8 protein-coding genes are annotated in these 15,598 nt (G+C 67.3%); 2 read left to right on the forward strand and 6 right to left on the reverse strand.

Annotated features, from left to right (window positions below):
• Positions 1-33: 33 nt before the first annotated feature.
• Positions 34-744, reverse strand: a complete 711-nt coding sequence (locus ACQR50_RS16175) for a SapC family protein (RefSeq protein WP_428969088.1) — start codon at positions 742-744, stop codon at positions 34-36.
• Positions 741-2,288, reverse strand: coding sequence for a tryptophan halogenase family protein (locus ACQR50_RS16180; RefSeq protein ID WP_428969089.1), 1,548 nt, complete (start codon positions 2,286-2,288; stop codon positions 741-743). Before ACQR50_RS16180 ends, ACQR50_RS16175 begins: the two co-directional genes overlap by 4 nt.
• A gap of 155 nt (positions 2,289-2,443) precedes the next feature.
• On the opposite strand from ACQR50_RS16180, the gene ACQR50_RS16185 reads away from it, so the two are divergent.
• On the forward strand, positions 2,444-5,275 hold the full coding sequence (locus ACQR50_RS16185; protein WP_428969090.1) for a TonB-dependent receptor: 2,832 nt from the start codon (positions 2,444-2,446) through the stop codon (positions 5,273-5,275).
• A gap of 118 nt (positions 5,276-5,393) precedes the next feature.
• Positions 5,394-7,874 carry a glycoside hydrolase family 95 protein gene (locus tag ACQR50_RS16190; RefSeq protein WP_428969091.1) on the forward strand — a complete coding sequence of 827 codons (2,481 nt, stop codon included), beginning with the start codon at positions 5,394-5,396 and terminating at the stop codon, positions 7,872-7,874.
• 10 nt (positions 7,875-7,884) lie between these two features.
• On the opposite strand, the gene ACQR50_RS16195 is transcribed toward ACQR50_RS16190, so the two are convergent.
• From ACQR50_RS16195 to ACQR50_RS16210, 4 genes are all read right to left on the reverse strand, one after another.
• The gene (locus ACQR50_RS16195; protein ID WP_428969092.1) at positions 7,885-9,270 is read right to left on the reverse strand and encodes a glycoside hydrolase family 43 protein; all 1,386 of its coding nucleotides are present in this window, start codon (positions 9,268-9,270) and stop codon (positions 7,885-7,887) included.
• Between the two features lie 61 nt (positions 9,271-9,331).
• Complete coding sequence (locus tag ACQR50_RS16200) at positions 9,332-11,929, reverse strand: cellulosome protein (RefSeq protein WP_428969093.1); 2,598 nt, start codon at positions 11,927-11,929, stop codon at positions 9,332-9,334.
• Between the two features lie 23 nt (positions 11,930-11,952).
• Positions 11,953-13,347, reverse strand: coding sequence for an MFS transporter (locus tag ACQR50_RS16205; protein WP_428969094.1), 1,395 nt, complete (start codon positions 13,345-13,347; stop codon positions 11,953-11,955).
• Between the two features lie 43 nt (positions 13,348-13,390).
• Positions 13,391-15,445, reverse strand: coding sequence for a glycoside hydrolase family 31 protein (locus ACQR50_RS16210; protein ID WP_428969095.1), 2,055 nt, complete (start codon positions 15,443-15,445; stop codon positions 13,391-13,393).
• Positions 15,446-15,598: the final 153 nt, after the last annotated feature.

Raw genomic sequence — 15,598 nt, forward strand, 5'->3', positions numbered from 1 at the left:
CGGAGGCTAACCCGCGGCCGGCCCCCGAACAAGCTAATCCAGCGAATAGCCGGTCAGGGCGGGCGCGAATCGGGCATTATGCAGCTGGCGCAACCGTTCGACCTGCGCCAGCGAGGCGGTCAGGACGGCGGCGGGGGCCAGCCGGTCGGCGCGGTGGAGCGCGATCACATCGGCATCGGGCAGCGCCTGCACCGCCGCCTCATCGATCGTGTAGAGGCCCGCCAGATCATGCGCCCCCCCATCCGCCTTGGCCAGCGAGAGGCCCAGCGGGCGGATCAGGCCATGCGCGGCCCAGGCATCGACCAGCACCTGTGCCGCCTCGACATCCGCTACCAGCCGTTCGAGCGCGCGGGCGATGTCATGCGCCAGCGGCGTCGGCTTCTCCCCCGCGAACAGCGGCTCTCCGGCATCGCCCAGGCTGGGGTCCGCCGGATCGATGGCCAGCCCCGCCGCCCCACGCGCATCGAGCCGGAACCCGCCCAGCATCACCGCGCGCGGCACATAGGTCGCCTGAAACCCGCCGCCGAAGACGAAGAGGTTGGCGGGCTCGACCAGGCTCATCAGCGCGATCAGGTTGAAGCGCCCGGTCTGGCCGTCCTTGGCGAGGCACAGGGGCATGTCGGCGGCGGCGACCGCGATTTCCGACAGGCCGATCCGGGCGAAGCGGCGCGTCCCGCCTGCGGCATGGCGGTCATAGCGCAGCCCGCGATGCGCGGCCGGGGAAAGCGGGATGATGCCGGTCATACGCGTTGCAGACCATGTTCGCGGATCGCGCGCAACAGGTCGCGGTGGCGCGGGGCGCGGGCACGCAGATCGTCCCTGGCGCGCGCCATCCGCGTGACGAAACGCTGCGCCAGCGCCGTGTCGGGGGCTGCCGCGTCGATGCGTGGCTGGCGGCTGTCGAAACCCATGCCGTGCAGGACATATTGATAGCTGGGCCAGGAAAACACTTCGCGCGCATGGTCGAAATCCTGCGGGCCGGGCGAGTGATGCCGCCACAGCGCCAGGCGCTCGGCCAGGCCGTCGGGGATGGAGGACGCCGCCACATTGTCGCGCCAGAAATCGGTATCCGTGCGCCGGGTCAGCACATAATGCAGCTTCAGGAACTCGATGATCCGCATCCAGTGATGGGTGAAGGTCGCGTTGAACTGGCGTGCCATCACATCCATCGCGGCGCGGGTGCGCGGCAGGCGGTCGGCGATCGCATCCATCGACGCCTCGATCAGCATCAGCGCCGACGCCTCCAGCGGCTCGATAAACCCGGCGGACAGGCCGACCGCCACGCAGTTATTCTGCCAGAAGCGCGTCCGGTGCCCGGCATCGATGGTGATCCGGCGCGCGCTCAGCCCCTCGGCGGCGGGACCGACATAGCGGCGCAGGGCCGCCTCGGCCGCATCGTCGCTGGTGTGGGCGCTGCTATAGACATGGCCGACGCCGCGCCGGGTCCACAGCCCGATGTCCCAGATCCAGCCCGCGTCTTGCGCGGTCGACACCGTATGACAGATGATCGGCGCGTCCTCATCCGCATAGGGTACCTGAAGCGCCATCGCCCGGTCGGCGAACAGCACATCGCCGCAGCGGCGGAACGGCACCTGATAGACGCCACCGATCAGTCGCGCGGCAAAGCCGGTGCAGTCGATGAACAGGTCGCCCGCGACCGTCCGCCCATCGGCCAGTTCCAGATGCACGATATCGCCATGGTCGCTCATCTGCGGGCGCACCACATCGCCCAGCACATGGTCGATGCCCATCGTCCCGACGCCGTGTTCGCGCAGCAGCGTGGCGAACCTGCCCGCGTCCAGATGATAGGCGTAATTCGCATGACCCGCATATTCGGGCATCACGATCGTCTTGGGCCCCAGCCCCGCGTCGCACAGCATCGCCTGGTAATCCACCCAGTCGGCGAAGCTGGCATTTTCCGCCGCCCCGTGCAGCCAGTGCGGCGCCAGATCGATCTCGGTCGCGCCCGCAGGCGGGTTGAGCGGATGGTAATAGCCGTCCTGCGGCGTCCCGTCGGTCCAGCCGACGAACCGCGCGCCCTGTTTGAACGCGGCGTCGCAGGAGCGGATAAAGTCGGTTTCGGTGATGCCGATCTTCGCCAGCGTGTTGCGCATCGTCGGCCAGGTCCCCTCGCCCACCCCGACCGTCGGCACATGGCGCGACTCGACCAGCGTGACCCGCACCCCGCTGCCGATTCGACGGGCCTGCGCCGCCAGTCGACAGGCCGCGATCCACCCTGCCGATCCGCCGCCGACCACGACGACGCGCCGAACTTCCGTCTCGCCCACCTGTGCCTCTCCCGCTCCGCTCTTCGCCTTTTATACCGAAACTTCCGATACCTAGAAGAACTGCCCACCCTTGTACTTGTCAGACATAGCTTCTAACAAGAGCGCCATAGATGCTCGCCAAGAAGCATCGGACACCGGTTTCATAGGGGAGAGCTATGCTGAAGAAAGCCCGGAATCCAAAGACCAGCGCCCGCTACGCCGCCCAGGGGCTGGCCAGCGCACTTGTCGCACTTATCGTGGCCACTCCGGCCCTGGCGCAGAGCCAGACGCCACCGGCGGACCAGACCGCCACCCTGCCCAGCCAGAGCGAAGCCGACGGCACCTCGGCCGACATCATCGTCACCGGCATCCGCCGCAGCATCGAATCGGCCGCCGCGATCAAGCGCGACGCCGCCGGTATCCTCGATGCGATCTCCTCCGAAGACCTGGGCAAGTTCCCCGACGCCAATGTCGCCGAATCGCTCCAGCGCATTCCGGGCGTCGCGATCGACCGCAGCAACGGCGAGGGCGCGTCGGTCAGCGTGCGCGGCCTCGGCCCCGCCTTCAACACGGTGTTGTTCAACGGTCGCAGCTTCGCCTCGGACAATTACAACCGCGCCTTCTCCTTCGACCTGATCCCCGCCGAACTGATCAGCGGCGCGCAGGTCTATAAGAGCTCGCAGGCCCCGCTTCAGGGCGGCGGCATCGGCGCGACGATCAACGTTCAGACGCCGCGCCCGCTCGCGCTCAAGGAATTCAAGGGCGTCTTCACCGCCAAGGCGCTGTACGAGGGCAACAGCAAGAAGGTCACGCCGCAGCTCTTCGGCCTGCTCAGCGACACCTTCGCCGACGGCAAGCTGGGGCTGCTCGCCTCGCTGTCCTATCAAAAGCGTATCGCCTCGATCCGGGCGATCAGCACCGACGGTTATATCCCCGGCACCTCGGTCGGGCCGAACAACGCGCCGCTCTACACCAATGTCTATGCGCCGCGTAACCAGGACGTGAACGAGACGCGCGACGACCGCACCCGCCTAGGTGCGACGCTGGTCGCGCAATATGCGCCGACCGACGAACTGACCTTCACCGTCGACGGCCTCTACAACCGCTTCAAGAGCGACACGACGACGCGCGGCCTGGGCAGCTGGTTCGAGCCGACCAGCTATACGGCGGCAGGCATCGATTCGAACCGCACCGTCACCTCGCTGACCACCAACGGCAATGCCGACTTCATCGCCTCGGGCGGGGTGCGCGAGACGACGACCTATGAGGCCGGATTCAACGCCGAATGGCGCCCGGCTGACAATGTCCGCATGGTCTTCGACGCCACCTATTCGCAGGCCAAGAATGCGGGCGGCGGCAAATCCTATTTCACCGTGATCGGCGTGCCGACCCAGTATTCGTTCAACGCGGCGCAAGGGAACGGCATCCCCTCGACCTCGGGTTATGCGAACGGCGTGCTGACCAACCCGGCACTGGGCCGCACCCATATCGCCGGGCGCAGCGGCAACGACGTGACCGAGAAGGTCCAGGAATATCGCTGGAACACCGAATGGAAGCCCGGCTGGGACATCGTCACCGCGCTGCGCTTCGGCCTGACCGGCACCTCGCGCGACAAGCGCAACGTGCCCTTTTCGTCCGACCCCAATATCGGCTGCCTCTATTGCGGTTATCCGACGCTGGCCGATCCGTCGCTGCTCTCGCCCTTCACCCTGGGGTCGCTGGGGCAGAAGGGCGGCAGCGTGCCGACCACCTTCCTGACCTATAATCCGCAGGCCTATTTCAACTATCTGACCAGCACCGCCGCCACGACCGCGCTCGACCTGGCGCGCGGCCAGCCGGTGGGCACGACGGCGGCGATCTTTGCGCGTACCAACGGTTATGCGGTCACCGAGCAGCCCTCGGCACGGGTGCGCGAGAAGGTCTTCGCCAGCTATGCCGATGTCGATCTGGAGGGCACGGTCGCCGGGCTGCCCTGGTTCATCAATGTCGGCGGGCGTTACGAATATACCGAGCTGGTCTCAGCCGGGCAGCAATTGCAGCTGACCGACCTGCTGCCGGTGCCGGGCGATCCGACCACCTATACCGGCGTCTTCGCCAACAACCGTGCGGCGGTGTCGGTCGACCGGCGTTCGTCCTACAGCAACTTCCTGCCCAATCTGAACGCGAAGCTGAACCTGACGCCCAAGCTGCAGGCGCGCTTCGCCGCCTATAAGACGCTGACGCGCCCCGCCATCGGCGATCTGGCGCCCAGCCTGGACATCGGCACGCTGCGCCCCGCCACGCTGACCGCCAGCGGCGGCAATCCGGCGCTGAAGCCTTACCGTGCGACCAATTTCGACCTGTCGCTCGAATGGTATCCGACGTCGACCACCACCGTGTCGGCGGCGGTGTTCCACAAGACGGTCGACGACTTCATCGTCCAGACCTTTGGCGAGGAACTGTTCACCATCGCCAATGCGGGCAATCTGCCGGTCGGTGGGCTGATCGTCGGGCAGAACACCGCGAAGTTCAGCGTCCGGCGCCCGCGCAACGCGGAATCGCTGAAGATCAAGGGGCTGGAGCTGAACCTGGTCCATACGCTCGACTGGCTGCCTGGCGTGCTCAGCGGCTTCGGCGTACAGGCCAACGCGACCTTCGTGACCACCAATCGCGAGTTCGACGTCAGCCAGGTCGGCCAGTCCTTCGCGGCGGAGGGCATCGGCAATTCGCAGAACGCGACCCTGTTCTACGAAAAGTTCGGCGTGTCGGCGCGCATCGCGTACAACCGCCGCGAACGTTTCCTGCAACAGTTGGCGGGCGGTCCGGGCAACGAGCCGGTGTTCGTGCGCGATTATGGTCAGTTCGACGGCAGCGTGGCGGTGAACATCACCCCCTTCGCCCAGGTCTTTGTCGAGGGCACCAACCTGTTCAATGCCAAATACTTCGCCACCGGGCGGTTCGACAATCAGCTGCTGCGCTACCAGAATTTCGGGCCGCGCTACGACGCGGGCGTGCGCTTCTCGTTCTGATGCGCGGGCCGTGCGGGAGGGTTTCGACGCTCCCGCACCGATCCGTTATTTTGTCCTTTCTTCATGCATTTGAATACGCCACCGTCCCGGCATCAGGGATGAGACGGAAGGGGAATGCATGACCGATCTGACGCGACGCGGCGTATTGGAAGCGGGTGCCTTCGCCATGGCGGCCGGCGGGATCGGCGCCCTGCCCCTGCGGGCGCAGCCGGTTGCGGCCGATGATTCCCACCGCCTCTGGTTCGATGCGCCCGCATCCCGCTGGGTCGACGGATTGCCGGTCGGCAATGGGCGACTGGGCGCGATGGTGCGCGGCGGCCCCGCGCGCGAGATCATATCCCTGAACGAGGACAGCCTGTGGTCCGGCTATCCGGGCAGCGATGCCAAGCCGGATGCGCAAGGATCGCTGGCGGAGGTGCGGCAGGCCGCGCTGGCGGGCGATTACCACGCCGCCGACACACGCGTGAAAAAGCTGCAGGGCGCCTATTCCAACAGCTATGCACCGATCGGCGATCTGGTGATCGAACTGCCCCATGACGGCGCGACGCACGACGCCTATCGCCGGGTGCTCGACCTGGACCAGGCGGTGGTCGACATAGCCTATACCGCGGGGCGGACGCGTCACCGGCGCGAGGTGTTCGTGTCGCACCCGGCGCAGCTGGTCGTGGTGCGGATGACGGCGGAAGGCGGGCCGATCGACGCCGACGTCTCGCTGGCCACGCTGCTGAAGGGGTCGGTGCGGGCGGAGGGCAACCGGCTGATCCTGCACGGCAAGGCCCCCTCCTATGCCGCGCCCAATTATCATTCGGTCGCCGACCCGGTCCGTTATGACGATGCGGCCGGACGCGGCATGATGTTCGCCGCCGTGGCCGACGTCATGAACGAGGGCGGGCGGGCCACGGTGTCGGGCGACCGGATCGTGGTTCGCGGTGCCCGGAGCATCGAGATCCGCCTCAACGCCGCCACCGGCTTTCGCGGTTTCGACCAGTCGCCCGACCTGCCGATCGAGGCGATCGAGGCCAAGGCGGTGGCGGCGCTGTCGGCGGCGCGGGGGACCGACCATGCGACGTTGCGGGCGGCGCATGTCGCCGACCACCGGACCCTTTATCGCCGGGCCGGATTGCAGCTGGCGGGCGGCATGACGGGCACGACGGCGGAGCGCCGCGCGGGCAATGCGCGGGCCAGCGATCCGGGTCTGGCCGCGCTGCTGTTCCACTTCGGCCGCTATCTGCTGATCGCCAGCTCACGCGCCGGGACCCAGCCCGCCAACCTCCAGGGCATCTGGAATGCCGAGGTACGGCCACCCTGGAGCAGCAACCACACCACCAACATCAATACCGAGATGAACTACTGGCCCGCCGAGGTCGCCAATCTCGCCGATTGCCATACCCCCCTGTTCGACTGGCTGGAGCGGGTGGCGGTGCGCGGCAGACGGGTCGCGCAAAGCTATTACGGGATGCCCGGCTGGTGTCTGCATCACAACAGCGACATCTGGGCGATGGCCAATCCGGTCGGCGAAGGCAGCGCCGCGCCGATCTGGGCCAATTGGCCGATGGGCGGGCCCTGGCTGATGCAGCACCTGTGGCAGCACTACACCTTCGGCGGCGACCGGGCATTCCTGCGCGATCGGGCCTGGCCGCTGATGCGCGGCGCGGCCGAGTTCTGCGCGGCATGGCTGGTGGCGAACGGCACGGACGGGCGGCTGACCACCGCGCCCTCCATCTCGCCCGAGAACGAGTTCCTCGCCCCCGACGGCAAGCCCGCCTCGATCAGCACGGGCTGCACCATGGACCTGGCGCTGATCCGCGAGCTGTTCGCCAACTGCATCGCCGCCAGCGCCCTGTTGAACACCGATGCTGCCTTCGCGACCAGGCTGCGCGGACTGGTCGAGCGGCTGGAGCCGTATAGGATCGGCAGCCACGGCCAGTTGCAGGAATGGTCGCGCGACTTTGCCGAGGCGGAGCCGGGCCATCGCCATATCTCGCACCTCTATCCCCTTTATCCCGGCGACGAGTTCACGCCCCGCCGCACGCCCGCATGGGCCAGGGCAGCGGCGACATCGATGCAGCGGCGCGAGGACAATGGCGGGGCGCAGACCGGATGGAGCCGCGCCTGGGCGACCTGCATCTGGGCGCGGATGGGCGATGCCGCCCGATCCGGCCGTTCGATCGACGCCTTCTTCCAGGGCAGTACGCTCGACAATCTGTTCGACACGCATCCGTCCAACAAGGGTCCGATCTTCCAGATCGACGGCAATTTCGGGATCACCGCCGCCATCGCCGAGATGCTGCTGCAAAGCCATGACGGCGCGATCGCCCTGCTGCCCGCCCTGCCCCCGGCGTGGCGCGACGGCCGTGTCCACGGCCTGCGCGCACGCGGCGGCGTGACCGTCGATCAGCGCTGGGCGGCGGGGCAGCTGGAACAGGCCGAGCTGCTGTCGGCGCTGGGCGGCGAACTGGTCGTTCGCCTGCCCGCCGGTCGCCGGGTCCGCGCGGCCATGCTTGGCGGCCGGGCCGTGGCGATCCGTACGGCCAAGGACGGCATGCGCATCGCCACCCGCCCGGGGGACCGGATCGCATTGACCATCGGCGCCGCCTGAGCGCGGCCCCTTATTGGCGGCGGAACTGCCAACGGTCGAAGTCGAACAGTCCGCCGCCATCGCCGTGAAAGACCAGGAACAGGTCGTGCACGCCGTTCGCCCCGGTCACCGCCGTGGCCTGCGTCCCCCAATCCGGGCCGTCGCCGCCGGTCAGGGCCAGCGTCCCGATCTGCGGCCCGTCGACCCGGTCGAGATGCAGCGTGATCGTCGGGCGACCGCGCACCCGCGCCACGCGGGCGGCGAAGCTGGCCGCGCCGCGTCCGAAGTCGACGCCGCCGATCTTGATATAGCTGCGATCGGCGATGCGGGTGACGTGAACCCGCCCGTCCGCTCCGCTCGCGGTCGTGACGCCCGGTGCCCAGCGATAGGGCCGGTCGCGGTCGCGGCCGATGCGCGAGGTCCAGGCGATCGTCTCCGCCTCCACCCAGCGATAGGGATCGAGGGTTGCGATCTGCGCCACGCCCTCGTCGGTCCACCAGGGCAGGCGCGGAATGGTGCCGTCCGGATTGTAGCGGAACTCGCGCAACGTCACCGATCGCCGCTCGTGATGGATCGGCGTCAGGGCGAAGTTCAGCTCGTAGTGAAAGCCGAACAGATAGGAATGCCCCTTATAGTCGATGATGCCGGGGTGATTGCCGGTCGAGGCGGCATTGGGGTCCATAATCGGCCCCTTGTGGACCCAGGGGCCGGTCGCCCGGTCGCTCATCGCATAGCCGATCCCCTCGGGACAGCAGCTGGAGGCATAGGCCATGTAGTAATGCGGCCCGCGCTTGTAGAACCAGGGGCCCTCCTGATAGTCGATCGGCTTGGCGACCCTGGTGATCTCTCCGGCATAGCTGGTCATGTCGCGGTTCAGCCTGACATACCACAGGTCGGGATTGCCCCAGTAGAGATAGGCCTGCCCGTCATCGTCGATCGCCACGGTCGGATCGATCGCCCCACGCCGCGCAGCGATCAGCGGCTTGCCCAGCACGTCGCGAAACGGTCCTTCGGGCCGGTCGGCCACCGCCACCGCGATCGCCGTCTTCGGATCGCCCGCGACGCTGATCGGGGCGTAGAGATAGAATTTGCCGTCGCGCGCGATCACCTGCGGCGCCCAGGCGTCATTGTCCTGCCGCGCCCAGGGAAAGGTCTTGAGCGAGGCGGGCGAACCCCGGTCGGTCCAGTTGACCATGTCGGTCGAGCTGTAGAGCCGCCAGTCGAGCATCCGAAACCCTTCGGCATCGTCCTCGTCATGGCCGGTATAGAGATAGACGACGCCGTCATGGACGAGCGGCGCCGGATCGGCGGTGAAGCGCGTCTGGACGATCGGATTGTCCGCCTGCGCGCCACCGGGCACGACCCCCGTCGCCATTACGGCCAATGCCGCCAGTCCCGCACGCCATCCCTTTTTCATGTCACTCCCCTTTTCCCGAACCCTTTTCCTCCCGAGACGGCCCGTCCTTACAGGGCCGCCCTCAGGGCATCGGCGTGATGGCGATCCGGTCGATAATGGGCGCATAGGCCGAGCGGAGCTGGACGCCCGGCCAGGTCTGCGACGCATAGGTGAGGCCGTCCCAATTGGGCTGTTCCTCGCCCGCGATGCGGATGATGTTGGCCCCCGCCTTCAGCGCCACCGGCACCGTCATTTCCCACCAGTTATTGGCATTGAAGCTGTGCGGCGCGCTGACCAGCATCGGCTTGCCGCCGTTCACCGAGATGCGCGCGATGCGGGCGAGCGGATCGGGATTGTAGTGCGTCGCCTTGGCCTGTTCCTCGTTCGAGAAGCGCAGGGTCAGCGCATAGGTGCCCGCGCGCGGCGCCATCACCCTGGGGAAGGTCAGCATATTGCCATTGCCCGGTGCACCGCCGATGGCGAACACCGCCCGGCCGCCGCTGGCCCGCGAGGCCGCACCGATCCGTGCGGTCCCGGCGACCTGCGCATCCTCCGCCTCGTAGAGATGGGGCGCGGGGCCGTTCTCCGGCGTCACCGACAGGCCGCGAACAGCCCCCGATCCCGTGGTGGTCAGCACCACCTTGTTGATCCCGCCGAGCAGGAAGGCGCGGCCCTTCGTCGCGCGGCCGTTGACCGCCATGCGCACCGCGCCGCCGCTGACCTCGGGGCTCAGGCGCGCCAGTCCGTCCTTCGCGGCATAGACCCAGAAGGTCGCGCTGCCGCTCTTCACCACGGCATCCGCCACGTCATAGCGCGTGGCGGTCACGGCGGGATCGGCGGCGGTCAGGGTGATGCGGTCGACCATTGCATTGCCCTGCGTCCTACGCGTGCCGTCCAGACTGCGGGTGGCGAGCGTCAGGACATGGCGGCCGCGCGTCAAATTGACGACCGTATCGGCATGGTCGAGCACGGCGGGCTTGTAGCCCAGCGGCAGGAACAGCTCGGTCTCGCCTCCCGGCTTGCCGTCGATGCGCAGGAAGACGTTGGTCGCCCCCTGCGGCTCGACCAGCGGATCCTTGTTGAAGCTGTTGGCGAGGACGCGCAGGTCGTAGCGGCCGTCGCGCGGCACATCGACCGCGAAGTCGAGCGCGGCGTCGGCCCCGGTCTTGAACCCCTCGACCAGATAGCCGTTCGAGACATGGAAGCGGTCGACATGATCGGGCGAACCCTCCGGCCCGCGCACGGTCAGGCCCTGCCCCTGCCGGGTCGCCTTTTCCGCTTCGTAATCCTGCCGCCAGCGGGGGGCGACGGCGGCGGGGCGTACGCCCTGTCCGGGGGACAGGACCAGCTCATAGGCCGCCTCCTCGCGCAGGGCGGGCCAGCCATCCCGGCCGAAGGTCAGGTCGATCTGTCCGTCCTTCACCGGCACCAGGCGGTCACCGACCACCACCGGCGGCGAAGCGTCGCCCAGCTGCCCGGTCCAGTCGATCTCGCGCACGCGGACGCGCGCCGTCCCGCCGAAGCTGGCGGGCACATGGGTCAGCGCGATGGTGGCGTCACCCGACTTGCCGCCGAACAGCAGCCGCATCTGGCGGCGCGCGGGATCGAGCGTCGCGACACCTTGCAAGGTATAGCTCTGGTCGGGATGCGGCGGGGTGACGGCCAGGGTGTGGCCGCTCATCGTCGCATAGGCGTTCAGCAGCCACCATTGCCCGTTGCCGCGATTGGCCTGGACGGCGGAGTCGCTGAGATTCCCGTCGATATTCCAATAGGCGATATCGGCATCGACCTTGGAATCCTCGATCGCGGCGACCCACTGCACCATCTGGCCAGGGACCGAGGTGTGATAGTTATAGGCATATTCGTTGATGTTCACCGGCAGATGGCGGCCCTGCCACTTCGTGCCCTTGAACAGCCGGTCCTCCCATTCGCGATATTTGCGCACGCTGGTCCGCACCGCCGCCGGGTTGCTGAGTTCGTGCCAGGTCACGATGTCGGGCATGGTGTCGGCGGCGATGGCGTGGCGCAGGAACCCCTCGACCTCCGGATAGAGGATGCTGGTGTTCGGCCCGGCGATCCGCGCGCCGGGCAGTTCCTGGCGGATCATCCGCACCGCCCGGTCCCAGGCGTCGTTGAACGCGGTCGGGTCCTTCTGCCAGCGCACATTGTTGCAGCTCTTGGGTCCTTCGGCGAACATGTTGCCGTCGGGCTCGTTGAAGGGGACGAAGACGATCCGGTCGCGGTAGCGCGGCGCCATGCCCTTCACCTGACGCACCTGCGCGCGCAGCTTTTCGATATAGTTGGTCACCGACTGGGCGCAGTCGCCGGTCTTCCAGTCATAGGGAAATTCGCGGTTGATGTCGGTCATGTAGATATAGGTGTCGCCGCCCGACGCATCGGTCAGCAGCGTCGACACCTCCAGCGCATCGGCGCCGGGATGCTGCGGCCCGTCCTGCGCCTTGGTCGAAACGGTCCGCAGCCCGATACCCTCGACCAGATTGGGATGGGGCAACCGCGCATCGTAGAGGCCGTACAGCGTGCCCGACGCGCCGCCGTGAAAGGCGCCGGTGTCGCTCGCCAGATCGACCGTCATCCGCTCCTGCGCCAGCGCGGGCATGGCGACCGAGCCGAGCAGCACGGCGACCCAGACGGAGGCGGAACGGCGAAGCGGCTGGATCATGAGGCGGGGCTCCGAAATAAGGGTCATAGGGCGCGGGCGGCGGTCATGCGCGCGATCGTGTCGCGGTTCAGGATCAGGCGGGAAATCGCAAAGGCCAGTGCCAGGTGCATCAGGCCGGGGATGATCGTCGACAACAGGCGGATGCCGGTCAGCGACAACGGCGTCTGGTTGCCCACGCCCGCTTTGTACGACACGGCGACCAGTACTCCGCTGATCAGCGCACCCGCCACCGCCCAGGCCAGCTTCACGAAGAACTGGTTGAACGCAAAGCTCATGCCCGAGGAGCGCATCCCCAGCTTCCACTCGCCATATTGGTCGGCCAGCTGAATCAGGGTGAAGTGCAGCGGCAGGGTACAGCCCAGCACGATGCAGCACAGCCCGACCAGCACCAGCCACAGGGTCGGATACTCGCCCGGCACGAAGAAAGCGGCGAAGTGCCCGGCGACCAGGATCAGATTGACCCAGATATAGATGCTGCGCACGTCGTATCGCCGGGTGAACGCCTGCACCAGGATCGAACCCAGGAACCCGCCCGCCGTCGCGGTGCCGAAGAACAGCGCCTGATAGGTCGCATCGCCCTTCAGCACATAGGTGATGAAGTAGAGCGCCGCGCCGCCCTTGGTATTGAAGATCGCGATCAGCAGCAGCGTCATCAGGAAGGTCCAGCGCAGCTGGTCGTTCTTCAGCGTGTTGGCGATCGCGACCTTGAGCGGCACGTCCGCGGTATCGGCGGCCACCACCCGCTCGCGCACGAACAGGAAGCAGATCAGGAACATGACGACCGCGGCGGCGCTCAGAATCGCGACCCCGTCGCGGTAACCGCGCGCGATGTCCGCGCCCCCCAGATGGCGCACCAGGATCGGCAGCCCGACCGAGACGCAGAAGGACGCGATCGCCACCATCGCGAAGCGCACCGACTGGCACGACACCCCCTCGCGCTCGCTGTCGGTCATCCGGGTGATCAGTGCGCAGTACGGCACGTTGTTGAGCGAATAGGACAGCGCGAGCAGGAAATAGGTGATCGCGGCATAGGCGACCTTGCCGTCATAGCTGAAGTCGGGGGCCTGAAAGGTCAGGAAGCAGCTGAGCCCCACCGGAATCGCGGTCCAGAGCAGATAGGGCCGGAACCGCCCCCAGCGGGTGGTGGTGCGGTCCGCCATGATCCCGATCAGGGGATCGGATACAGCGTCGAAGATGCGCAGCGACAGGAACAGGACGCCGACGATGCCCGGCGCCAGCCCGAAGACATCGGTGTAATAGAAGGTCAGGAAATTGGCGATCAGCCCGGTGACGATGGTGCCGCCCGCATCGCCGAAGCCATAACAGATCTTCTCGACGAACGGGATGCGGGAGCCCTGCGCGTCGCCGCGCGAGCGCCCTTCCCCGTCCCCTTCCCCGGCCCCTACCGCCGTCTCCATGCCTTCCTCCTTTATCCTCGGCCCGCCTTGTTGACGGTGCCGTTCAGTCGTTCCCGTCGAAAGCCTGCGCCACGACGGCACCGTCGCGCACGAAGACCGGAATCTTCTCGACCGGCGCATGACAGGTCACGTCGCCGCCGCCCTCGACCCGCTCGCCGGTCCAGGCGTCGCGCCAGAGCCCCTTGGGCAGGTAGACGCTCCGCTCGCCGACGCCCGCCTCGGTCACGGGCGCGACCAGCAAATCGGGGCCGAACATATACTGATCGTCCACCGTCCAGCAGCGCGGATCGTCCGGATAGTCGTAGAATATCGGCCGCATCAACGGATCGCCGCGCTCATGCGCCGCCCGCATCAACCCGGAGACATAGGGCCGCAGCCGCTCGCGCAACGCCGCATAACGGCGCAGCACGGCAAAGACCGTCTCGCCGAAACTCCACAATTCATTGCCCGCGCCTGTATCGCACTGGGCGACGCCGTCGCGGAACGGCTCGGCGGGCGGAGTCACCGGATCGCGGTGGCCGTGCATCCGAAGGACGGGGGTAAACACCGCCCATTGGAACCAGCGGATCATCAGTTCGTGAAAGGCCGGGTCGTCGACATGGCCGCCATGGAAGCCGCCGATATCGGTCGTCCACCACGGGATACCCGCCATCCCCATGTTCAGCCCGGCGCTCAGCTGGTTGCGCATCGCCTCGAACGAGGAATGGATATCGCCAGACCAGACGAGCGCGCCGTAACGCTGGCTGCCCGCCCAGGCGCAGCGGATCAGGCTGACGATCTCGCGCTCGCCCTCGGCCGCCAAGCCCTCGTAAAAGGCCTGGGCGTAATGGAGCGGATAGGCGTTGCCGACCTCCAGCACGCTGCCCGCATGATAGCGATAATTGTCGAAGTCATAGGCGCTGTACTCGGGCTCGGCCTCGTCCAGCCAGAACAGCGCCACGCCCTTGTCACGGTAATTGCGCTTCGCCCGGTCCCACAAAAAGGCACGCGCGCCGGGATGGGTGACGTCGATGAAGCGGGTGTTGCCCAGAAACTCCTGCTGCACGTCCAACCCGCGCGCGGAGCGTACCAGATAGCCCTTCTCGACCATCTCGGGATAATTCTCCGACCGATGATCCACCGTCGGCCAGATCGAGACGAGCAACTCGGTGCCCATCGCCTTCAGTTCGGCGGTCATCGCGGCGGGATCGGGCCATTCGCGCGGATCGAACCGCCAGTCGCCCTGCACCGGCCAGTGGAAGAAGTCGGCGACGATCACCGCCAGCGGAATCCCGCGCGCATGATAGTCGCGCGCCACCGCCAGCAACTCGTCCTGGGTGCGGTAGCGCAGCTTGCTCTGCCACAGGCCCAGCGCATAGTCGGGCATCATCGGCACCGTACCCGTCACCTGGGCATAGTTGCGCACGATGTCGGCGGGGGTGTCGCCCGCGGTGATCCAGTAATCGATCTCGCGCGCGGCCTCGGCGGTCCAGGTCGCGCCATTAGCGGCGAAATGCACCGCGCCGACCGCGGGCATGTTCCACAACAGGCCATAGCCATGGCTCGACACGACGAAGGGCACGCTGGCCTGCGAATTGCGCTGCGCCAGTTCCAGCGTACATCCGGCGAGGTTCAGATTGGGCTGCTGATACTGGCCCATGCCATAGAGCCGTTCATCAGCCTTGGCCTCGAACCGGACGGTGATGCGCGCGGTGTCGCCGGTCAGCGGCTTGAACTCACGCCCCGCCAGCCCGAGCGCGCTGATCGTGCGCACCTCGTCGGTGCCGACGGTCCAGAATTTGCTGATCGTGTCGCGCTGCCGCCATTTTTCCTCCAGCAGCAACGCTCCGTCCGCATTCAGGAAACGGACGCGCCCCTGCAGGTCGACTTCGGCGGTGATCCGGCCTTGCGTGATCCGCGCGGTCGCGCCGTCCCGCGTGACGATCGGATCGGTGCCCGCAGCAGCGCCGTCATCGAGCAGCGCCCCGGCGCGTGCCCCGGAATCGGGAAAGGGCGATGCGCGCAGGCGCAGGCCGTGCGGCCCATGCGCCTCGATCCGCAACCACCCCCCATTATAGCTCCACGCAATCGCGCGGGCTTCCAGAACAAGCGTGTCCAAGCGACCCGATCCTCTTGCCGCCATTCTTTGATGGCCGTAAACGTTTACGGATATCCACCCATTCCGTTCTTCTGTCAACGATCTTGTTTGCAGGCTGCGCGCCCCGGCCCGCAGGGGGAGCATTTGGAGGGCTTGTGCGAAACGAGGTGCGCC

Source organism: Sphingomonas sp. Xoc002, assembly GCF_050408055.1.
Lineage (GTDB): Bacteria > Pseudomonadota > Alphaproteobacteria > Sphingomonadales > Sphingomonadaceae > Sphingomonas > Sphingomonas yabuuchiae.